Genomic DNA, 20,416 nt, shown 5'->3' on the forward strand with positions numbered 1-20,416 from the left:
GTGGGTGTCTCCATGGTGCCGGTCCGATGCGGCCGGTGCAAGTGATTCCGTCGTCACAAGCCGAGTTCGTCCACCGACTCCGGTGCTGTCGGCTGGCGTTCCTACGGATTCCGTAGGCAGGATGGGTCCGTGAACATCGCCGACCTGGTCTTCCGCAACGGGCACGTCTTCGACGGCCGCACCTACCTGCACGGGCACGGCCTCGCCGTCGCGGACGGCCGGGTGGTCGCCGTCGTGCCGGAGGCCGACCTCGGTGCGTACGCCGCGCCCGGCGCCGAGGTGGTCGACCTGGCCGGCGGCGTCGTGCAGCCCGGCTTCCAGGACGCGCACGTGCACCCGGTCCAGGGCGGGGTCGAGCGGCTGCGCTGCGACCTCACCGGGCTGTCCACACCGGGGGAGTACCTCGCGGCCGTCCGGGCGTACGTCGCGGCGCACCCGGACCGCGCGTGGGTGCTCGGCGGTGGCTGGGCGATGCCGGCCTTCGGGCCCATCGGGCCCCGCGCCGCCGACCTGGACGCGGTCGTCGGCGACCGGCCGGTGTTCCTGCCGAACCGCGACCACCACGGCGCCTGGGTGAGCTCCGCGGCGCTCCGGATCGCGGGCATCGACCGCGCCACCCCCGACCCCGCGGACGGCCGGATCGAGCGCGACGCCGCGGGCGCGCCCACCGGCACGCTGCACGAGGGCGCGATGGCGCTGGTGCAGGCGCACGTGCCGCCGACCAGCGACGAGGAGCACGACGCCGGGCTGCACGTGGCGCAGGCCTACCTGCACTCCCTGGGGGTCACCGCCTGGCAGGACGCGATCCTCGGCGTGTACGCGGGCAACGGCGACCCCGCGTCGGCGTACCTGCGGGCCGTGCACGCCGGCACCCTGACCGCCCGGGTGCGCGGCGCGCTGTGGTGGGAGCGGGACGCCGGCCTCGAGCAGGTCGAGCGGCTCGTCGAGCGGCGGGCGACGTACACCGTCGGCCGGCTGGACGCCGGGTCGGTCAAGGTCATGCAGGACGGGGTCGTCGAGAACTACACGGCCGGGCTGTCCGCGCCCTACAGGGACGGCTGCGGCGGGCACACCCACAACAGCGGGCTGTCGTTCGTGGACCCGCAGGTGCTCCTCGACGCGGTCACCCGGCTGGACGCCGAGGGCTTCCAGGTGCACGTCCACGCGATCGGGGACCGCGCCGTGCGGGAGGCGCTCGACGCCTTCGCCGCGGCCCGCGCGGCGAACGGTCGCTCCCGCGGTCGGCACCACGTCGCGCACCTCCAGGTGGTCGCCCCGGCGGACCGCAGGAGGTTCGCCGAGCTCGACGTCACCGCCAACCTGCAGGCGCTGTGGGCGGTCAACGACGAGGCGATGACCGAGATGACGCTGCCGTTCCTCGACGAGGAGCTGGCCGGCTGGCAATACCCGTTCGGGTCGCTGGCCCGCGCCGGCGTCCGGCTCGCGATGGGCAGCGACTGGCCGGTGAGCACGCCCGACCCGCTCGCGGCGCTGCACGTCGCGGTGAACCGGGTCGACCCCGACGAGCCCGGCGCGCCGTTCCTGCCGGGCGAGGCGCTCGGGGTCGAGCAGGCGTGGGCGGCCTACACGAGCGGCTCGGCGCACGTGAACCACCTCGACGACACCGGCGTGCTGGCACCCGGCCTGGCCGCCGACCTCGCGGTGCTCGACCGGGACCCGTTCGCGGGCGACCCGGCCGGCATCGGGTCGACGCGGGTGGTCGCGACGTACGTCGAGGGTGCGGCGGTCTACCGGGCCTGAGCAGCGGAATGCACGGGATCTCCGTCATTTCGGGAGCGATTTCGTCGCCATCACGGCTGAGGCGTATCGATTTCGTTGCGTGCTGGGTAGGCTCGCCCCACCGACCCACCCGGACGCAGGAGTGATCCCTCGATGGCCGACCTGAGATTCCACAACATCGTCAACGGCGAGTCCGTGGGCGCCGCCGACGGCGCGACGTACGACCTGATCAACCCGGCGACCGGCGAGGTGTACGCCGCCGCGCCCGCCTCCAAGGCCGAGGACGTGGACCGCGCGATGAAGGCGGCCGACGCGGCGTTCGAGGCGTGGGGCGACACCACCCCGGCCGAGCGGCAGCGGGCGCTGCTCAAGATCGCCGACGCCCTCGAGGCCCGGGCGGACGAGTTCGTCCGGGTCGAGTCGGAGAACACCGGCAAGCCGCTGGAGCTCACCGCGAGCGAGGAGCTGCCGCCGTGCGTCGACCAGCTGCGGTTCTTCGCCGGCGCCGCCCGGGTCCTCGAGGGCCGCGCGACCGGTGAGTACATGAAGGACCACACCTCCTCCGTGCGCCGCGAGCCGATCGGCGTGGTCGCCCAGGTGACGCCGTGGAACTACCCGCTGATGATGATGGTCTGGAAGATCGCCCCGGCGCTGGCCGCCGGCAACTGCGTGGTCCTCAAGCCGTCGGACACCACCCCCGCCTCGACCACGCTGTTCGCCGAGATGGCCCAGGAGTTCCTGCCGCCGGGCGTGTTCAACGTGGTCTGCGGCGACCGGGACACCGGTCGGGCGCTGGTCGAGCACCCGACGCCGCAGATGGTGTCCATCACCGGCTCCGTGCGCGCCGGCATGGAGGTCGCCGGGTCGGCGGCCGCCCAGCTGAAGCGGGCGCACCTCGAGCTCGGCGGCAAGGCGCCGGTCATCGTCTTCGACGACGCCGACGTCGAGGCGGCCGCCGAGGGCATCGCGATGGCGGGCTACTTCAACGCCGGCCAGGACTGCACCGCCGCGACCCGCGTGCTCGCCGGCCCTGGGGTGCACGCCGACTTCGTCGCCGCGCTCGCCGAGCAGGCCCGCAGCACCAAGACCGGAGCGCCCGACGAGGACGTGCTGTACGGCGCCCTGAACAACCAGAACCAGCTGGACCGGGTCTCCGGCATGGTGGGCCGGCTGCCCGACCACGCCAGCGTCGACGCCGGCGGCCACCGCCAGGGCGAGCGTGGCTACTTCTACGAGCCGACCGTGCTGTCCGGCCTGCGACAGGACGACGAGGTCATCCAGGAGGAGATCTTCGGCCCGGTCATCACCGTGCAGAAGTTCTCCGACGAGGGCGAGGCGCTGCGCTGGGCGAACGGCGTGAAGTACGGCCTCGCGTCCTCGGTGTGGACCAAGGACCACGGCCGCGCGATGCGGATGGCCAAGCGCCTGGACTTCGGGTGCGTGTGGATCAACACCCACATCCCGATCGTCGCGGAGATGCCGCACGGCGGCTTCAAGCAGAGCGGCTACGGCAAGGACCTGTCGATGTACGGCCTGGAGGACTACACGCGCATCAAGCACGTGATGTCCTACATCGGCGAGTAGAGGATGCGGATCCTCCTGGTCGGCGCCGGCGGCGTCGGCGCTGCGTTCGCTGCCATCGCCCAGCGGCGGGACTTCTACGAGGCGATCGTGATCGCCGACCACGACCTGGCCCGTGCCGAGCGGGCGGCCGTCGACCCGCGGTTCGTGGCCGCGCACGTCGACGCCTCCTCCTCGGAGTCCGTCGCCGCGCTCGCCCGCGAGCACCGGGTGACCCACGTGATGAACGCCGTCGACCCGCGGTTCGTCATGCCGATCTTCGAGGGCGCGTTCGCGGCCGGCGCCGACTACCTGGACATGGCGATGAGCCTGTCGAGGCCGCACCCCTCCGCGCCGTACTCGCACGTCGGGGTGAAGCTCGGCGACGAGCAGTTCGCGGTCACCGCCGAGTGGGAGGCCGCGGGGCGGCTGGCGCTGTGCGGCATCGGTGTCGAGCCCGGGCTCTCCGACGTGTTCGCGCGGTACGCCGCCGACCACCTGTTCAGCGAGATCGACGAGCTCGGCGTGCGCGACGGCGCCAACCTCACCGTGGAGGGGTACGACTTCGCGCCGTCGTTCTCGATCTGGACCACGATCGAGGAGTGCCTCAACCCGCCGGTCGTCTGGGAGAAGGACCGCGGCTGGTTCACGACCCCGCCGTTCAGCGAGCCCGAGGTGTTCGACTTCCCCGAGGGCATCGGGCCCGTCGAGTGCGTCAACGTGGAGCACGAGGAGGTGCTCCTGATGCCGCGCTGGGTCGACGCGAAGCGGGCCACCTTCAAGTACGGACTCGGGGACGAGTTCATCGGCGTCCTCAAGACGCTGCACAAGCTCGGCCTCGACAGGACCGACAAGGTGCGGGCCTCCGGCGTCGAGGTCAGCCCGCGCGACGTGGTCGCCGCCTGCCTGCCGGACCCGGCGACCCTGGGTGACCGGATGCGCGGCAAGACCTGCGCGGGGCTCCAGGTGACCGGCACCGGCAAGGATGGCCGACCACGGTCGACGTACCTCTACCACGTGGTCGACAACGAGTGGTCGATGCGGGAGTACGGCCACCAGTGCGTCGTGTGGCAGACCGCCGTCAACCCCGTGGTCGCACTCGAGCTGCTCGCGAAGGGCAGCTGGTCCGGCTCCGGCGTGCTCGGTCCGGAGGCCCTGGACGCGGTGCCGTTCCTCGACCTGCTGACCGAGTACGGCGCACCCTGGGGTCAGCGCGACGACTGAACGCTCCAACGGCGACTGGCACGACAGGGTTCGCGGGCACGCGTTCTCGGAGGCGTGGTCCCGGCTCAACGCCGCAGCGTCTGCGACCGACTGACGCAAGCTTGGGGATTCCCCTTGTGGACAAAGGGATTCTGTCTCATCGCGGCACAGAAACTGTCGGTGGTCGCGTCTAGGTTCGACCCATGACCACGACAGCCGATCCCGGGTTCGAGCCGGACACCGACGTGTCCGGGCTGCGGGACCTGGACCGGTCCGCGGTGCTGGACGCGGTGGTCACCGCGCGCCGCACCGCGGACCACCAGGAGGCCCGGCTGCTGGCCGCGGCGGTGGCCTGGGTGGACCTGCACCCGGTCACCGAGCAGACCCCGGCCGCGGTGTTCGGGGCCGGCACCCGGCCCGGGCCGCTCGGGCACGGGCTCGCCCTCCACGGCGAGGTCCCGCTGGCCGGGCCGGGCACCCCGGGCATCGCGCAGTACGCCGTGGAGGAGCTGGCCGCCGCGCTGGACCTGTCCTTCGCCGCCGGGCTGCGGCTGGTCGGTGAGGCCGTCGAGCTGTGCTTCCGGCTGCCCCGGCTGTGGGCGCTGGTCCAAGACGGCCGACTGCAGGCCTGGAAGGCCCGCCAGGTCGCCCGCGCCACCACCGGACTGGGCTCCGCGTCGGTGGCGTTCGTGGACCGGCACCTCGCGGTGGCCGGCCGACACAACCGGGTTCCTTCGCTGAACCCGGTGCTGCACGAGGCCCGGCTGCGTTGCGACCCGGACCAGGCCGCCGCCGTCGAGCAGCTCGCCCTGGAGCACCGCGGCGTCTGGTTCGAGCACCGCGACTCCACCGCGGTGACCACGATGACCGCCCGGCTCGACACCCTGGACGCCCTGGACCTCGACTCCACCCTGGCCGACCTCGCCTCCACCCTAGGCCGGCTCGGCGACCACCGCCCCCTCGACCTCCGGCGGGCCACCGCGCTCGGGATGCTCGCCCACCCGCAACGCACCCTCGCCCGGGCCCACGGCCCGCAGTCGGATCCCGAGACGTCGCCCGGCCCCGGCGCGCCGGGACTCAACGGGGCGCACGGCACCCGCTACCTGCACGTGGACGCCGCCGACCTGGCCGACCCCTCCCGGGAGGCGGGTCGGTGGAGCGGCTCGGCACCGCCACCCTGGCCCTGCTGCGGGACTGGCTGCAACGGCTGGCCGGGGTCACCGTGCGACCGGTCCTGGACCCGACCCGCACCGACGCGGTGGACGGCCACGACGCGCCGGGGTGGATGCGGGAGCTGGTGCGGCTGCGCGACCGGCACTGCGTGTTCCCCGGCTGCAGCACCGACGCCCGGTCCTGCGACCTGGACCACCTAGGCCCCTACCTCCCCCCCCGACCAGGGCGGACCACCCGGGCAGACCAGCCCGGCGAACCTCGCCAGTCGCTAGTCCATCCCGCTTATGGAGGTGTCAGCACGGTCGGCTTGCCCGTGTAGGTGCAGCGGCGGCACACGCTCGAGCAACCCAGCAATTCCTCAAGACACCCAGTTAGCAGCGATCACGCCGAGCAGACGGGCAAGGGCAGAAGGGCACCGGGACCAGGAACCACGCAAGTCGTTCATCCGCCCCCTGTTCGGTCGAGACGGCTTGGTTGCACGAGCAGCAGCTTGCTCCGTGGTAAACATCCCTCATGAATGACACGCGCGAAGGCTTCCGGCGACTTCACGTCGAGGACTGGCGCCAGTTCGAGTCCGTGGACTTGGAGATACATCCGCGACTGACTGTGTTGACAGGTGCCAATGCGAGCGGAAAAAGCACGCTCCTGGCCCTATTGGCCCGCCACTTTAATTGGGCGCGGGGGTACTCGTCGTCTCCAGTTCGGGTTAAGCGCGGCAACGCGTGGCATACCTTGGGGCGACGGAGAGCACGCAGAGTCTTGCAGCAGCCAGGCTTGTGGGACACGGTTGGAACCCTTGGCTATGCCAATGGAGCTGAGACCGTGATTTCAGTGCCGGCCGTAACAGATCCGAATAATCGAACTCAGTACGACATCACCTTGAACTCGCAGCAAGCTGTGCAGGGTTTGTTTATCTCTTCGCACCGCCTGGCCTCGGGAAATTACACCCACGTTCCAACCATTCCAACGTCATTCATGCCGCCAGATCAACTTTTTGAACAGTTCGCCAACGAGGCGCGCCAACGCTGGGCCGGCGGGTGGAGTGGGCGCCCTCCGCAGATGGCGATGAAAGAGGCCCTGATCTCAGCCGCCGTGTTCGGGACCAGGGGCAACGATTCGGTGGACTTCAATCAGGACGCCTTCGACATCTGGCATGGCTTTCAGCGAATAGCCCAAACCTTAATGCCGAAGTCGCTTGGGTTTGAGGCACTCCGGGTGCGGGCGCCGGACGTAATCCTGCAAACTTCAAGCGACGACTTCGTAATCGACGAGGCTAGCGGCGGAATATCCGCCATTCTTGAGATAGCTTGGCAATTATTCCTTAAGTCTCGCGTAAATCCCGCTATGACGGTGGTCATGGATGAGCCGGAGAACCACCTACACCCCAGTCTGCAGAGGGACTTGATGCCCAACTTGCTGCAGGCGTTCCCGCTTGCACAGTTTGTGGTCGCCACGCATAGCCCGTTTGTAGTAACGGCAGTTGAAGACTCGAATGTGTACGTCCTCGACTACAACAACGAGCGCCGGGTGGAAAGTCGAAAACTGGATTACATAAACAAGGCCGCAAGCGCAGATGAGACGCTACGGCGAGTGTTGGGTCTTGACAGCACGTACCCCTCGTGGGCGATTGAGGAGTTTGACGAGATTGTAAGCAAGTACCTCGCGGGATCGGTCTCCACGGAGCGGATGCGCGCACTACGCGCAGAGTTGAATAATGCCGGACTGGTTGGACAGTTCCCCGAAGCCGTGGAAAGAATTTCTGATTCAGTCGCCGAGGATAGTTTCGAGTGAAAGCACTGTCGAAGCAACCTGAGCCACAGGCTTTGGTCACGCACGGCCCCACCTGGACAGCGGACTATGTTGCGGCCTCGGGATTGAGTGCCAGGGAGAAGAAAAAGTTTGAACACTGGGGTCATCCAGAAATCCGGGAGGCTCTGACCCAGGAGACGAATGGGCGCTGCGCTTATTGTGAGGCCCACATCGGCCACGTCGCCTATCCCCACGTAGAGCACATTCTCCCTAAGGCGTTGCGTGCTGACCTTGCGCACGATTGGCATAATTTGACTTCAGCCTGCGAGGTCTGCAACAAGGCGAAGTCGGATTATTGGGATCCAACTCATGCAGTTCTCAACCCCTACACCGACAATGTTGAGTCCCGCGTCATCTTCTGGGGAGACCTTGTGGACTGGGTTGCTGGCGACGAACAGGCAGAAGTGACAATCAAGAAGTTGAAGTTGAATCGCTTTGACTTGGCTGACAGGCGACGAGCGCGACTGCTAGAAGTGCGGGAGATGCTTGAGCGCTGGGCGACATCCCAGGGCGCCAAGAGAACCGTGCTGGCGGAGTCCATCAGACTCGATGCTGCCGATGGCGACTTTACCCGTGCCGTGACGGCGTTCCTGTCCTCACAGGGGTTTCCACTGTCGGATGCCGATGAAGACGCCGCTTGATGGTTGTTCTTGACTTGAGTTAGCAACACAACTCGTTCGGACCAGCCCCAGGCGGCGGCGGCTTCTCGGGTCTGCAGGGGCCCCGCGCGGGACGCTTTTCCCCGCGTGGGGGGGGCGGATGCCGCTGGCCACCTGGGGCAGGGAGGTCAGCGGGCATTCTCGGCGTGTCGCTGGCACCTCGCGTCTTGGTCGGGCATCCTGTGCGTGGTTCGAAGAGTCCGGGGAAAACCCGTTCCAATAACAGAAGACATCAGCCAGGCCGGGCGATCTCCCCGGGCCACGGTGACCGGAGACGACTGCACGGTCATGAGAGGGCGGCACTAACTAGAGCGGGCAGTCGCACGGGACCAGTCCCTATGACTGCGCCCGAAAGTGCCCGCCGATGCTCGATGCTTCTTCTGTTGTCCGTGAACCCTCTGTCCGGTCTGGATGGTTGCTCACGCTGTGCCCTGCCGCTGCCGAGGGCGGGGGCTGCTTCGTCCCGTCGCGACGTCGCTCACCGTCTCGGGGCGGCCCTGCTGACCCGGAACGGTCACGAGCTGAGGCCGCGCGTCGGGCTCGGGGACGGCTGCGCCGCTACTGCGCGGCCAACAGGCTGAATCGTCTGGGCACGCTGACCTACCGGGGTGCGGGCTGTCATGACCCCGCCCAGGTGCGGGCGGACCTGGGGGTGTTCTTCCGTCGGCTGCGCACCGCGCTTGGCGGTGAGCCCTTTCCGTACGTGTGGGTGCCTGAGTGGCACCCCGGCGGCCATGGGCTGCATGCGCACTTCGCGGTGGGCAAGTTCGTCCGGCAGAGCCTGATCCGCGATGCCTGGGGCCACGGGTTCGTGAGCATCAAACTGCTCTCCGACCTGCCCGTGGGCTCGGGTCGGCTGGAAGAGGCACGCAAGGCTGCGGGTTACCTGTCGAAGTACGTCGGAAAGTCGTTCACCGACGAGCGGGTGCGCCACCTCAAGCGTTATGACGTGGCGGAAGGCTTTCAGCCGGAGCGGGTTCAGGTGTGGGGGGACTCGGTTGACGAGGTCATCGGTGGCGCGTCACGGATGCTCGGAGGCCTCGCCCCGTCGCAGCAGTGGTTCTCCTCGGAGCAAGAGGGTTGGCAAGGTCCCCCAGCGCTGTGGGTGCAGTGGTGAACGGCCCAGCCTCGCCCGCCGGCCGCGTCATAGGCACGGGGCTGAGTGGTCTGCCGGCCGAAGTGATCGCTGCGATGGTCGCTGACTCGTGTGCCGCGCAGGGTGTCCCGGTCAAGGTCACCGATCCGATCGTGGTCCGGCGGGTGGGGGTGCTGCTGGGCGCGCCGGTGCCGGGGCCGCGCGCGCACCCGCGCAGCGGGAGCACGCGGACCGGTGCCGGTCGCTCAGTGGCGCCACACGACGCTCACGCGGGCGGGGTCGAAGCGGGCGACTCCGGGGGTGCCGGGTCCGATCAGGACGTGGTCGACCAGGGCCTCGACGATCGCGTGCTGCCGGTCGAGGTTCAGAGCGCCCCAGGTGCGGCCTAGTTCCTCACCGTTGCCGACCAGCCCGATCAGCGCGGTGGAGTGGGTGACCTGGGCGAGTTGCCGCTGGGCGTTCTCGAGCCGCTGCTCGATCGGCTTCTTGGCGGTCATCCACTCGGTCATCTTGATGTCACGCATGCCGTAGGCCGCTGCGAGTTCCTGCAGCTGCTCGCTCGCCTGGTCCACCACCGCGCTCAACTCGCTGGTGCGGGCATCAGCGCTGGACTTGCCGCGCAGTGTGTCAGCCAACTCCGCGGAGTCGAGTCGGTAGAGCACGAAGTCGGCCACCAGACGCTCGACCGGGTCGGCGATCACCGTCGACTTCCCGCACCCGCCATGGTCCGGGCCGCTGCGGCACTCATAGCGTCGGGTATCGATGCGGGAGGCGGAGTACATGGTGTTGCCGCACTTGCCGCAGCGGGTCATGCCGCTCAGGAGATACCGCTGCGGTGCACGGCGTCCGCTGTTCATGCGCTGGGCGAACTTGGCCAGCACCCGGCGGTGGTCGTCCTCGCTGATGATCGGCTCCCACGTCCCGGCCCCCACCACATCGCCACTGTGCACCAGGAGTCCGGCGTAGCGGGGGTTGACCAGCATCCCCTTGAGGGTGGGTGTTCCCCAGGTCCCACCCTTGACGGTCGGGACCTCCTGGGCGTTGAGCCAGGACGCGATCGAGCGGGTCGACTCTCCGGCGAGGAACCGGGCGACGGCCTGCCGGTAGACCTCGGCCTCCTCGGCCCGGACGGTCAGGTGGTCCGACTCGTAGCCGAAGGGGCGCGTCGATCCCTTGTGGGGCTTGCCCGCTGCCGCGTTCTGCTCCTGCTTGCGACGCACCCGCCGGGACTTCGTCGCGGACTCCGAGGCCGCGACCGCTGAGAGCATCCGCGCGACCAGCAGGCCGTCGCCGGTGCTGATGTCGGCATCACCGGTCACGAACCGCACGTGCTTGACCTTGGCGGCGTCGACCGCCTGGACGAACTCCTCCAACTCGATCGGTCGCCGGGTCAGCCGGTCGATGTGGTAGACCAGCACGCCGTCGATGTGCCCGTCCGCCAGGTCACTGAGCATCCGCTCGTACTCCGGGCGACGCTTGCCCGAGTAGGCCGACACGTCGTTGTCGGAGTACACGTCGGCCACGCCCCAGCCCAGGGATGCGGCCAACTTCTCGCAGTCCTCGCGTTGGCGGGTCACGCCCAGGCCGAGACCCTCGACGTCGCTGGAGATTCGGGTGTAGATCGCTGCCGCGACCGGTGTTCTCATGCGGGTCACACTAGCGATGTGCGAACAACCTGGCCTGCCTGTGCCGGCGGCACCACCGGATGAAGACCCTCGCCGGCTGGGCCTACCGGCGGGTCCCCGAGGACCCGCTGAGCGATCCGCCCGGTGGCGAGACCACCTACGAGTGGACCAGCCCCCCTGCACCGGACCTACCGCGTCACTACGTGACCCGCGCCGACGTCCTCGTGAGACCGGCCGCGCTGACCCTCGACCGGTGACGCGGATCACCCTAGGGTCCTGCCCATGAGCGGACACCGTGACATCGAGAAGATCCTGGCCGAGCTGACCCTCGAGGAGAAGGCGTCGTTGTGCCTGGGCTCGGACTTCTGGCACACCGCCCCGGTGGAGCGTCTCGACATCCCCGCGCTGATGGTCACCGACGGTCCGCACGGCCTCCGCAAGCAGCCGGCCGAGGCGGACCACGCGGGCATCGGCGGCAGCAACCCGGCGACCTGCTACCCGACCGCGTCCGCGCTCGCCTCGTCGTGGAACGTGCCGCTGGCCCGCCGGGTCGGCGAGGCGCTGGGCGTCGAGACCCAGGCCGAGGAGGTCGCGGTGCTCCTCGGGCCCGGCGTCAACATCAAGCGGTCGCCGCTCTGCGGCCGCAACTTCGAGTACTTCTCCGAGGACCCGGCGCTGTCCGGAGCCCTGGGTACGGCGTTCGTGCAGGGCGTGCAGAGCCAGGGCGTCGGCACCTCGGTCAAGCACTTCGCCGCCAACAACCAGGAGACCGACCGGGTCCGGGTCAGCGCGGACGTGGACGAGCGCACGCTGCGCGAGATCTACCTGCCGGCGTTCGAGCAGATCGTGAAGGAGGCGCAGCCGTGGACGGTGATGTGCTCCTACAACCGGCTCAACGGCACGCACACCTCGCAGGACCCCTGGCTGCTGACCACCGTGCTGCGCGACGAGTGGGGCTTCGACGGCGTCGTGGTCTCCGACTGGGGCGCCGTGCACGACCGGGTCGCGGCCGTCGCCGCCGGGCTCGACCTGGAGATGCCGCCGCAGCTCGGGTGGAGCGACGTCGCGATCGTGGAGGCCGTGCGGTCCGGTGACCTCGACGAGGCGGTGCTCGACGTGGCCGTCGCCCGGATGCTGCGGCTGGTGGACAGCGCCACCACAGAGGCGCGGCCCGGCACGACCGTCGACTACGAGGCGCACCACGCCCTGGCCCGGGTGGCCGCCCGCGAGGGCGCGGTGCTGCTCAAGAACGACGGCGGCGTGCTGCCGCTGGCCCTGTCCTCGGGCCAGACCGTCGCGGTGCTCGGCGAGTTCGCCCGCACCCCGCGCTACCAGGGCGCCGGCAGCTCGCAGGTCAACCCGACCCGGCTCGACGTGCCGCTCGACGAGCTGCGGGCCGCCGTACCGGACGGGGTGGAGGTCACCTTCGACCCCGGCACCGGGGAGGAGGCCGTCGCCCTGGCCGGCGCCGCCGACGTGGTCGTGCTGTTCCTGGGGCTGGCGGCCGAGGACGAGTCCGAGGGCTTCGACCGCGCGCACATGGACCTGCCGGCCGAGCAGGTCGACCTGCTGCACCGGGTGGCTGCCGTCAACGACCGGGTGGTCGTGGTGCTCGCCAACGGCTCGGCCGTGCTGACGGCGGGCTGGGAGCAGGACGCCGGCGCGATCCTGGAGTGCTGGCTGTCCGGTCAGGCGGCCGGGGGAGCGGTCGCCGACCTGCTGCTCGGAGCGGCCAACCCGAGCGGCCGGCTCGCGGAGACCATCCCCGTGTCTCTGGAGGACACCACCGCCTACCTCAACTTCCCGGGCGACTCGGGCCACGTGCGCTACGGCGAAGGGATCTTCGTGGGCTACCGCGGCCACGACGCCAAGAAGCAGGTGGTGAGCTACCCGTTCGGGCACGGCCTGTCCTACACGACCTTCGCCTACGACGCCCCCACCGTGGACGTCGCCGGGAGCCACGCGGGAGGAGACCTCACGGTCACCGTCACCTGCCGGGTCACGAACACCGGGGACCGGGCCGGCCAGGAGGTCGTCCAGCTGTACGTCGAGGACGTGGACGCCTCGGTCGCCCGGCCGGTCCGGGAGCTGAAGGGGTTCACCAAGCTGGACCTGGCGCCGGGGGAGTCCGCGGACGCCGTGCTGGAGCTGGCCTCGCGGGACTTCTCGTTCTGGTCCGAGACGGTGCGCGACTGGGTGCTGGAGGCCGGCGAGTTCGTGCTGCACGTCGGGGCGTCGTCACGGGACCTCCGGGGCAGCGTCACCGTGCAGGTGGACGCGCCGCGGGTCGCGGCCCCGCTCGGGCCGATGTCCTCGCTGGAGGAGTGGCTGGCCGACCCGGACGGCCGGGCGGCCCTCGCCGAGGCCGTCGGCACCGACGAGGAGGGCCGCTTCACCGGCACCCTCGGCGACGCGCAGATGCTGACGATCATCGGCAACTTCCCGATGCAGGCGCTGGCCGGGTTCGGGAACGTCCCGATCGACCGGCCGCAGCTCGCCGCGATGGTCGAGCGCCTGGCGTGAGGCCTAGCCCGTGAAGGGGTTGGTCCACCAGCCGAGGCTGACCGCCTTCTCCTCGGGCCGGCTGGCGTCCGCGCACATCCAGTGCGGGGGAGACGCCGACCTCCCACGACAGCCGGTAGCTGCGCCAGTTGCCCTGGGCGTGCTCGTTGCACTGGCCGATGGCGGCGGTGCGCATCGCGGGGGCGAAGGCGGGTCCGTAGAGGTAGCCGAGCACCGCGCAGACCACGACCACCACGACGGACAGCCTGCGGACCGCGGTGAAGGTCACGCCCGACCCGCTCACGGAAACTCCCACGGCGCTGCTCCGTCACTCTCCCGGAGGGCCTCACCCAGGCCCTACGGGATCAGGGTAGGCACCCGGTCGGCCCTCCGGGCCGGAACGTCGCAACTCACGCGGTCGCGTCGAACGCGGCGGACACCACCCCGAACGCCTCGGTGAGCAGCGCGTCCGAGGTCACCAGCGGCGGCAGGAAGCGCAGCACGTTGCCGTAGGTGCCGCAGGTCAGCGTGACCACGCCCTGGGAGTGGCAGTACGCCGAGATGGCACCGGCGCGGGCGGCGTCAGGGACCTTGCCGCCCGCGCCGACGATCTCGACGGCCATCATCGCGCCGCGGCCTCGGATGTCGCCGACGCTCGCGTGCTTGTCGGCGATCGCGGTCAGGCTCGCGTGGATCAGGGTCCCGATCTCCCGGGCGCGCGACGCGAGGTCGAGCTCGCGCATCGTCTGGATCGAGCCGAGCGCCGCGGCGCACGCGACCGGGTTGCCGCCGTACGTCCCGCCCAGGCCGCCCACGTGCACGGAGTCCATGATCTCCGCGCGCCCGGTGACCGCGGCCAGGGGGAAGCCGCCGGCGATGCCCTTCGCGGTGGTGACCAGGTCGGGCACCACGCCCTCGTGCTCGCAGGCGAACCAGTCGCCGGTCCGGCAGAAGCCGGTCTGGATCTCGTCGGCCACGAACACGATGCCGTGCGCCTCGGTCCACGCCTTCAGCCGCGGCAGGAACCCCGGCGCCGGCACCACGAACCCGCCCTCGCCGAGGATCGGCTCGATCACCAGGCAGGAGAGGTTGGTGGCCCCCACCTGCTTCTCAAGCACGTCGATCGCCCGGTCGGCGGCCGCCTCGCCGCTGATCGGGCCGTCGGCCAGCACCGGCTCGCGGAACGGGTAGGACATCGGGGCGCGGTAGACCTCGCCGGCGAACGGGCCGAACCCGTGCTTGTAGGGCATCGACTTCGAGGTCATCGCCATCGTCAGGTTGGTGCGGCCGTGGTAGGCGTGGTCGACCACGGCCACCGCGTCCCGGCCGGTGTGCGCGCGGGCGATCTTCACGGCGTTCTCGACCGCCTCGGCGCCGCTGTTCAGCAGCGCGGACCGCTTCTCGTGGTCGCCGGGCGTGAGCTCGGCGAGCAACTCGCAGACGTCGACGTAGACGTCGTACGGCGTGACCATGAAGCAGGTGTGGGTGAACGCCTGCACCTGCTCGACGACCCGGTCCACGACGTGCGGGGCGGCGTTGCCGACGCTGGCCACCGCGATGCCGGAGGCCAGGTCGATCAGCGAGTTGCCGTCGGCGTCGACGAGCACGCCGCCTCCGGCCGCCTCGACGAACACCGGCAGCGTGGTGCCAACGCCGCGGGCGACGTGCCGGGCGCGCCGCTCGAGCTTCTCGCGGGAGCGGGGCCCCGGGACCTCGGTGACGAGTCGTCGTTCCTGGGGGAGGGTCGGGCCGCCGGGGCCGCTGGCTGTCTCGGTCACCCGGTCAGCGTAGTCAGTCCGCACGGCCCGGTGCCACGAATCCGCTCGGGTTTCTCACCGCGCACCCACCGGATCAGCGGTGGAAGTCGCACGGACCGGGTGAATCCGTCGTGCGCGGCCCCCGTCCGGCAGGATGGCCGGGTGAGCTCCCGTCGTGACGTCGTCCTGCTCGGCTCGACCGGGTCCATCGGCACCCAGGCCCTGGACATCGTCCGGGCGAACCCGGACCGGTTCCGGGTCGTCGCGCTGACCGCGGGCGGCTCGCAGCCCGACCTGTTCCGCGCGCAGGTCGAGGAGTTCTCCCCGGCGTTCGCCGAGCTCGGCGAGGAGGCCTCCTCGCGGGCAGCCGGCATGGAGTGCGACGTGGTGCTCAACGGCATCACCGGCGCAGTCGGGCTGCGGCCCACGCTCGCGGCGCTGGACGCCGGCAACACCCTGGCGCTGGCCAACAAGGAGTCGCTGATCATCGGCGGTCCGGTGGTCACCTCCCGTGCCCGGCCCGGGCAGATCGTGCCGGTCGACTCCGAGCACAGCGCGCTGGCCCAGTGCCTGCGCGGCGGCCGCGCCGACGAGGTGCGCCGGCTGGTGCTCACCGCCAGCGGTGGCCCGTTCCGCGGCCGCGGACGCGACGAGCTGCACGACGTGACCCCGGACCAGGCGCTGGCGCACCCGACCTGGTCGATGGGCCCGTTCGTGACGATCAACTCCGCGACCCTGGTGAACAAGGGCCTGGAGGTGATCGAGGCGCACCTGCTGTTCGGGATCCCGTTCGACCGGATCGACGTCGTCGTGCACCCCACCTCGGTGGTGCACTCGATGGTGGAGTTCACCGACGGCTCCACGCTCGCGCAGGCCTCCCCGCCCTCGATGATGATCCCGATCGCGCTCGGTCTCGGCTGGCCGGACCGCGTCCCGGACGCGGCCCCCGGCATGGACTGGAGCGTCCCGCAGACCTGGGACTTCTCGCCGCTCGACGACGAGGCGTTCCCGGCGGTCCGGCTGGCCCGCCGGGCCGGCACGCTCGGCGGCACCGCGCCGGCGGTCTACAACGCCGCCAACGAGGTGTGCGTGCAGGCCTTCCTCGACGGTGAGATGCGGTTCACCGACATCGTGCCCACCATCGAGCGTGTGCTGTCCGCCCACGACGTACCCTCGGAGCAGACGGATCTCACCGTCGACGACGTGCTCGCGGCCGATGCGTGGGCGCGCGGCCAGGCAGGACACAGCGTGAAGGGCCCCACTCGATGACCGTGCTGATGTACACCGTCGGCGTGCTGCTGTTCGTGTTCGGGGTGGCCGCCTCCATCGGGCTGCACGAGTGCGGGCACATGTACCCGGCCAAGAAGTTCGGGGTGAAGGTGACCCAGTACTTCATCGGGTTCGGACGCACGGTGTGGTCGCGCCGCCGCGGCGAGACGGAGTACGGCGTCAAGGCGGTGCCGCTGGGCGGCTACGTCAAGCTCGTCGGGATGCTGCCGCCCGGGCCGGACGACGACCCCGGCACGGTGCGCAAGTCCAACACCGGGATGTTCGCCCAGATCATCAGCGACGCCCGCTCCGCGGAGTACGAGCTGGTCGAGGAGGGCGACGAGGACCGGCTGTTCTACAAGCTGCCCTGGTGGAAGAAGGTCGTCGTGATGGCCGGCGGGCCGATGGTGAACATCGTGCTGGCCTTCCTGCTCTTCGCGGTGGTCTTCATGGGCCACGGCGTCCGCACCGCCACCACCACCGTCGACAGCGTCTCCCAGTGCGTCATCGCGGTCACCAAGGCCAACGCCACCGGTCCGGTGCGCGCCTGCACCCCGGCCGATCCGGTCGCCCCCGCCAAGGCCGCCGGCCTCAGGCCCGGCGACGAGATCGTCGGGTTCAACGGCAAGCCGGTCCCGGACTGGCAGGCCCTGCAGACCGCGATCCGCGGCAACGGCGACGGCGCCGCCGCCCTCGTCGTACGCCGGGACGGGCGCGACGTCACGCTCACCACCAAGACCACCGTCTCGCCCCGCGTCGACGTGAACGACCCGCAGCGGATCACCAAGGCCGGGTTCCTGGGCGTCAGCCCGACGGTCGTCCTCGAGCGCCAGGGCCCCGGGTTCGTGCTGAGCACGATGGCCAACGGCACCTGGGAGACCGCCAAGGCGCTCGGCACCATGCCGGTGAAGCTCTACCACGTCGGCCGCGCGGCGCTCGGGCTCGAGCAGCGCGACCAGAACGGCCCGATGAGCGTCGTCGGCGCCGGCCGGGTCGCCGGCGAGATGGCCTCGGCGCCCACGGTCCCGCTCTCCGAGCGGTTCTTCTCCCTGCTGCTCCTGCTCGCCGGCCTGAACCTGTTCCTGGGGATGTTCAACTTCGTCCCGCTGCTCCCGCTCGACGGCGGGCACATCGCCGGCGCGCTCTACGAAGGGGCCCGCCGCGGCGTCGCGAGGCTGCGCCGTCGCCCCGACCCCGGCTTCGTCGACGTGGCCCGGCTGCTGCCGGTCGCCTACGTGATGGCCGGGGTGATCCTGGTGATGAGCGTGGTGCTGATCTACGCCGACATCGTGGCCCCCGTCAGCTTCAGCTAGCCGGTCGCCACCCGACCGCCCGCACCACCACGACGAGAAGAAGGAAGTCCATGACCTCGGTCAACCTCGGGATGCCGGCCGCGCCGCCGCCGGTCCTCGCCCCGCGCCGCCCGACCCGCCAGATCAAGGTGGGCAAGGTGCTCGTCGGCGGTGACGCACCCGTGTCCGTGCAGTCGATGACGACCACGCTCACCTCGGACGTGAACACCACGCTCCAGCAGATCGCCGAGCTGACCGCGGCCGGCTGCGACATCGTCCGGGTCGCCTGCCCGAGCCAGGACGACGCCGACGCGCTGAAGGAGATCGCCGAGCACTCCCAGCTCCCGGTGATCGCCGACATCCACTTCCAGCCGAAGTACGTCTTCGCGGCGATCGACGCCGGCTGCGCCGCCGTCCGCGTCAACCCCGGCAACATCCGCAAGTTCGACGACCAGGTCAAGCAGATCGCGGACGCCGCACGCGACCGGGGTACGTCGATCCGGATCGGTGTCAACGCGGGCTCGCTCGACAAGCGGCTGCTGGAGAAGTACGGGAAGGCCACGCCGGAGGCGCTCGTCGAGTCGGCCGTCTGGGAGGCGTCGCTGTTCGAGGAGCACGGCTTCCACGACTTCAAGATCTCGGTCAAGCACAACGACCCGGTCGTGATGGTGCAGGCCTACGAGATGCTCTCCGAGCGCGGCGACTGGCCGCTGCACCTCGGCGTGACCGAGGCGGGCCCGGCGTTCCAGGGCACGATCAAGTCCGCGGTGGCCTTCGGGGCGCTGCTCTCGCGCGGCATCGGCGACACGATCCGGGTCTCGCTGTCCGCCCCTCCCGTCGATGAGGTCAAGGTCGGCATCCAGATCCTGCAGTCGCTCAACCTGCGCCCCCCGCAAGCTGGAGATCGTGTCCTGCCCGTCGTGCGGGCGCGCCCAGGTCGACGTCTACAAGCTGGCCGACGAGGTGACCGCCGGGCTCGAGGGCATGGAGGTCCCGCTGCGGGTCGCGGTGATGGGCTGCGTCGTGAACGGTCCCGGCGAGGCCCGCGAGGCCGACCTCGGGGTGGCCTCCGGCAACGGCAAGGGCCAGATCTTCGTCAAGGGCGAGGTGATCAAGACCGTGCCCGAGTCGAAGATCGTGGAGACCCTGATCGAGGAGGCGATGCGGATCGCCGAGTCGATGGAGCCGGTCGAGGGCGTCGAGGGCGGCGCGACGGTCAGCGTCTCCTGACGACGTGACCGGGGGCAGGACCGTGGTGGCCACCGCCAACATCCTCTGCTCCCTGCCGGCGGCTGCGGCCCGCGAGGCGCTGCACGTCGTCCTGGCCGCCGAGCCGGATCTCGTCGGCCTGCAGGAGTGGGGCCCGAAGCGCCGCCGGCTGCTCGCGGAGACCGCTGGGTACCTCTGGGCCGCGCCGCTCGTCGGCGGCTGCCCGGTCGGCGTGCGCGCGGACCGCTACGACGTCCTGACGGGCCGTGCCCGGTGGCTCGCGGGGCCGGGGTGGTGCGACCCGGGCGTCCGGCCGGTTCCCCTGCTGCCGGCCCGGATCGCGACCCTCGCGGTCCTGCGCGACCGGGAGACCGGCCGCACGGTCAGCCTGCTGAGCTTCCACCTCACCCCGGGCGTCCAGCGGCGCGGGAGCTACCGCGCCGACCGCCCACGGCTCGCCGCTCGGCACCGCCAGGAGGTCATCGCGCTGCGGCGGCTGGTGGCCGGGCAGCTCGCGCTCGGTCACGTGGTGCACGCCGTCGGGGACTCGAACTTCGACGGCCTCGCGCTGCCGCCGCTGACGTCGGCGTGGCTGGGCCGGGAGGACGGCCCCGGGACACTCGGCTCCGCCCGCAAGATCGACGACGTGCACGGGCCCGGCCGGGCGGCGTCCGTCGTCCTGCTGGAGACCCCGTCCGATCACAAGGCCGTGGTGGTCACCCGTCCCGACCCGGCCTGAGCTCCGCCCTCACTTGGACGGGTGTGGTGTCGTGCACCTGATCTTGGGGTTCGCGCCCAGGTAGTTCAGCGGCCCCGCCACCACGGTGACCGCGATCGTGCCGACCTTGGCGCAGTTGGCGGTGTCCCCGGAGAAGTAGCTCCGTTGCACGGCGGCGAGCAGCCCGATGACGAGCCAGATGACGAGGATGACCGATCCGATGCGCATGAGTGCACCTCCGAGCCCGCGGTACCCCGCCGGCGCGGTGAGAAACGGAGCCTCAGGCGTGCACCGGCCGGACCTGGTGGCAGGGCAGGAAGATCTCGGTGCGCGGGCGGGGCACCTCCGGACCGTCGAGGTAGCACTCCCACGGGTCCCCCCTGGGCGACGTACCCCTGCTCGACGAGCCAGCCCAGCACCGCTTCGTAGGCCCGGCCGACGTCGGCGTACTCCCCGACGTGCACCGTCCGGGCCATCCGGCCGCCGGGCAGCGTCACGGGCTCCACCCGGCCCTCGGCCGCCGCGACGCCGTGCACGGGGAACCCCGCCTCGACCTCCCAGGCCTCGCTGCTGGCGGAGCGGTAGCGCGCGAACGGCGGCCCGCTGACGTGCAGGTCCTGCCGGTCGACGGCGGCCATCACCTCGCCGAAGGCGCGTGCGAGGAACTCCCCGATCCCGTGGTGCGGCACCACGTCGCGGACCACCGCGGCCTGCTGCTGCTGGAGGTCGACCAGGTCGATGTCGTAGCTCATGGCACCACGGTCGCCCGGCGGCGGGTGGCCGCGAAGGGCCGAAGGTCACCAG

15 protein-coding genes and 2 pseudogenes are annotated in these 20,416 nt (G+C 70.7%); 13 read left to right on the plus strand and 4 right to left on the minus strand.

Annotated elements, in window-relative coordinates; translation table 11 throughout:
* Window positions 1–129: 129 nt before the first annotated feature.
* The 7 genes from KRR39_RS04620 to KRR39_RS26495 all read left to right on the plus strand — a co-directional run bounded on the left by KRR39_RS04620 (window position 130) and on the right by KRR39_RS26495 (window position 9,261).
* Window positions 130–1,761, plus strand: a complete 1,632-nt coding sequence (locus tag KRR39_RS04620) for an amidohydrolase (RefSeq protein WP_254185514.1) — start codon at window positions 130–132, stop codon at window positions 1,759–1,761.
* A 132-nt stretch (window positions 1,762–1,893) separates the two neighbouring features.
* Window positions 1,894–3,324, plus strand: a complete 1,431-nt coding sequence (locus tag KRR39_RS04625) for a gamma-aminobutyraldehyde dehydrogenase (RefSeq protein WP_216940946.1) — start codon at window positions 1,894–1,896, stop codon at window positions 3,322–3,324.
* 3 nt (window positions 3,325–3,327) lie between these two features.
* Entirely contained in the window at window positions 3,328–4,524 is a 1,197-nt protein-coding gene (locus KRR39_RS04630) for a saccharopine dehydrogenase family protein (RefSeq protein WP_216940947.1), read from the plus strand.
* Between the two features lie 182 nt (window positions 4,525–4,706).
* On the plus strand, window positions 4,707–5,876 hold the full coding sequence (locus KRR39_RS04635) for a DUF222 domain-containing protein (protein ID WP_216940948.1): 1,170 nt from the start codon (window positions 4,707–4,709) through the stop codon (window positions 5,874–5,876).
* Between the two features lie 313 nt (window positions 5,877–6,189).
* On the plus strand, window positions 6,190–7,467 hold the full coding sequence (locus KRR39_RS26630; RefSeq protein ID WP_216940949.1) for an AAA family ATPase: 1,278 nt from the start codon (window positions 6,190–6,192) through the stop codon (window positions 7,465–7,467).
* Window positions 7,464–8,126 carry an HNH endonuclease gene (locus KRR39_RS04645; RefSeq protein ID WP_216940950.1) on the plus strand — a complete coding sequence of 221 codons (663 nt, stop codon included), beginning with the start codon at window positions 7,464–7,466 and terminating at the stop codon, window positions 8,124–8,126. Before KRR39_RS26630 ends, KRR39_RS04645 begins: the two co-directional genes overlap by 4 nt.
* 382 nt (window positions 8,127–8,508) lie before the next feature.
* Window positions 8,509–9,261, plus strand: coding sequence for a rolling circle replication-associated protein (locus tag KRR39_RS26495; protein WP_436972028.1), 753 nt, complete (start codon window positions 8,509–8,511; stop codon window positions 9,259–9,261).
* A 224-nt stretch (window positions 9,262–9,485) separates the two neighbouring features.
* Here KRR39_RS26495 and KRR39_RS04655 read toward each other — a convergent pair whose 3' ends face one another.
* Window positions 9,486–10,886, minus strand: a complete 1,401-nt coding sequence (locus KRR39_RS04655; RefSeq protein WP_216940952.1) for a recombinase family protein — start codon at window positions 10,884–10,886, stop codon at window positions 9,486–9,488.
* A 59-nt stretch (window positions 10,887–10,945) separates the two neighbouring features.
* On the opposite strand from KRR39_RS04655, the gene KRR39_RS04660 reads away from it, so the two are divergent.
* Window positions 10,946–11,122 carry a hypothetical protein gene (locus tag KRR39_RS04660; RefSeq protein WP_216940953.1) on the plus strand — a complete coding sequence of 59 codons (177 nt, stop codon included), beginning with the start codon at window positions 10,946–10,948 and terminating at the stop codon, window positions 11,120–11,122.
* Between the two features lie 25 nt (window positions 11,123–11,147).
* Window positions 11,148–13,388: a glycoside hydrolase family 3 C-terminal domain-containing protein gene (locus KRR39_RS04665; protein WP_216940954.1), complete on the plus strand. Its 2,241-nt coding sequence runs from the start codon at window positions 11,148–11,150 to the stop codon at window positions 13,386–13,388.
* 389 nt (window positions 13,389–13,777) lie between these two features.
* Here the strand turns inward: KRR39_RS04665 and gabT are convergent, their stop codons facing one another.
* Entirely contained in the window at window positions 13,778–15,145 is a 1,368-nt protein-coding gene (gabT, locus tag KRR39_RS04670; RefSeq protein ID WP_216940955.1) for a 4-aminobutyrate--2-oxoglutarate transaminase, read from the minus strand.
* A 141-nt stretch (window positions 15,146–15,286) separates the two neighbouring features.
* Here gabT and dxr point away from each other — a divergent pair, with 141 nt between their 5' ends.
* From dxr to KRR39_RS04690, 4 genes and pseudogenes are all read left to right on the plus strand, one after another.
* Window positions 15,287–16,393 carry a 1-deoxy-D-xylulose-5-phosphate reductoisomerase gene (dxr, locus tag KRR39_RS04675; protein WP_216940956.1) on the plus strand — a complete coding sequence of 369 codons (1,107 nt, stop codon included), beginning with the start codon at window positions 15,287–15,289 and terminating at the stop codon, window positions 16,391–16,393.
* Window positions 16,390–17,706, plus strand: coding sequence for a M50 family metallopeptidase (locus KRR39_RS04680; protein ID WP_216940957.1), 1,317 nt, complete (start codon window positions 16,390–16,392; stop codon window positions 17,704–17,706). The genes dxr and KRR39_RS04680 overlap by 4 nt, the downstream gene beginning before the upstream one ends.
* Window positions 17,707–17,756: 50 nt before the next feature.
* A pseudogene (gene ispG / locus KRR39_RS04685) lies at window positions 17,757–18,915 on the plus strand (flavodoxin-dependent (E)-4-hydroxy-3-methylbut-2-enyl-diphosphate synthase).
* A 4-nt stretch (window positions 18,916–18,919) separates the two neighbouring features.
* Window positions 18,920–19,633, plus strand: coding sequence for an exonuclease/endonuclease/phosphatase family protein (locus KRR39_RS04690; RefSeq protein WP_216940958.1), 714 nt, complete (start codon window positions 18,920–18,922; stop codon window positions 19,631–19,633).
* A gap of 9 nt (window positions 19,634–19,642) precedes the next feature.
* On the opposite strand, the gene KRR39_RS04695 is transcribed toward KRR39_RS04690, so the two are convergent.
* Together KRR39_RS04695 and KRR39_RS25905 are read right to left on the minus strand one after the other, a co-directional pair.
* A complete protein-coding gene (locus KRR39_RS04695) occupies window positions 19,643–19,840 on the minus strand; it encodes a hypothetical protein (RefSeq protein ID WP_216940959.1) in 198 nt (65 codons plus the stop codon).
* 155 nt (window positions 19,841–19,995) lie between these two features.
* Window positions 19,996–20,364, minus strand: a pseudogene (locus KRR39_RS25905) (GyrI-like domain-containing protein); the annotation flags it as partial.
* Window positions 20,365–20,416 lie beyond the last annotated feature (52 nt).

It is taken from the genome of Nocardioides panacis (assembly GCF_019039255.1).
Lineage (GTDB): Bacteria > Actinomycetota > Actinomycetes > Propionibacteriales > Nocardioidaceae > Nocardioides_B > Nocardioides_B panacis.

Excerpts from the sequence above, each read along its gene's own strand:
- KRR39_RS04655 (WP_216940952.1), bottom strand. The coding sequence starts at position 10,886 with ATGAGAACACCGGTCGCGGCAGCGATCTACACCCGAATCTCCAGCGAC.
- KRR39_RS04660 (WP_216940953.1), top strand. The coding sequence starts at position 10,946 with ATGAAGACCCTCGCCGGCTGGGCCTACCGGCGGGTCCCCGAGGACCCG.
- KRR39_RS04680 (WP_216940957.1), top strand. The coding sequence starts at position 16,390 with ATGACCGTGCTGATGTACACCGTCGGCGTGCTGCTGTTCGTGTTCGGG.
- KRR39_RS04630 (WP_216940947.1), top strand. The coding sequence starts at position 3,328 with ATGCGGATCCTCCTGGTCGGCGCCGGCGGCGTCGGCGCTGCGTTCGCT.
- KRR39_RS04665 (WP_216940954.1), top strand. The coding sequence starts at position 11,148 with ATGAGCGGACACCGTGACATCGAGAAGATCCTGGCCGAGCTGACCCTC.
- KRR39_RS26495 (WP_436972028.1), top strand. The coding sequence starts at position 8,509 with ATGCTCGATGCTTCTTCTGTTGTCCGTGAACCCTCTGTCCGGTCTGGA.
- KRR39_RS26630 (WP_216940949.1), top strand. The coding sequence starts at position 6,190 with ATGAATGACACGCGCGAAGGCTTCCGGCGACTTCACGTCGAGGACTGG.
- KRR39_RS04635 (WP_216940948.1), top strand. The coding sequence starts at position 4,707 with ATGACCACGACAGCCGATCCCGGGTTCGAGCCGGACACCGACGTGTCC.
- KRR39_RS04625 (WP_216940946.1), top strand. The coding sequence starts at position 1,894 with ATGGCCGACCTGAGATTCCACAACATCGTCAACGGCGAGTCCGTGGGC.
- KRR39_RS04695 (WP_216940959.1), bottom strand. The coding sequence starts at position 19,840 with ATGCGCATCGGATCGGTCATCCTCGTCATCTGGCTCGTCATCGGGCTG.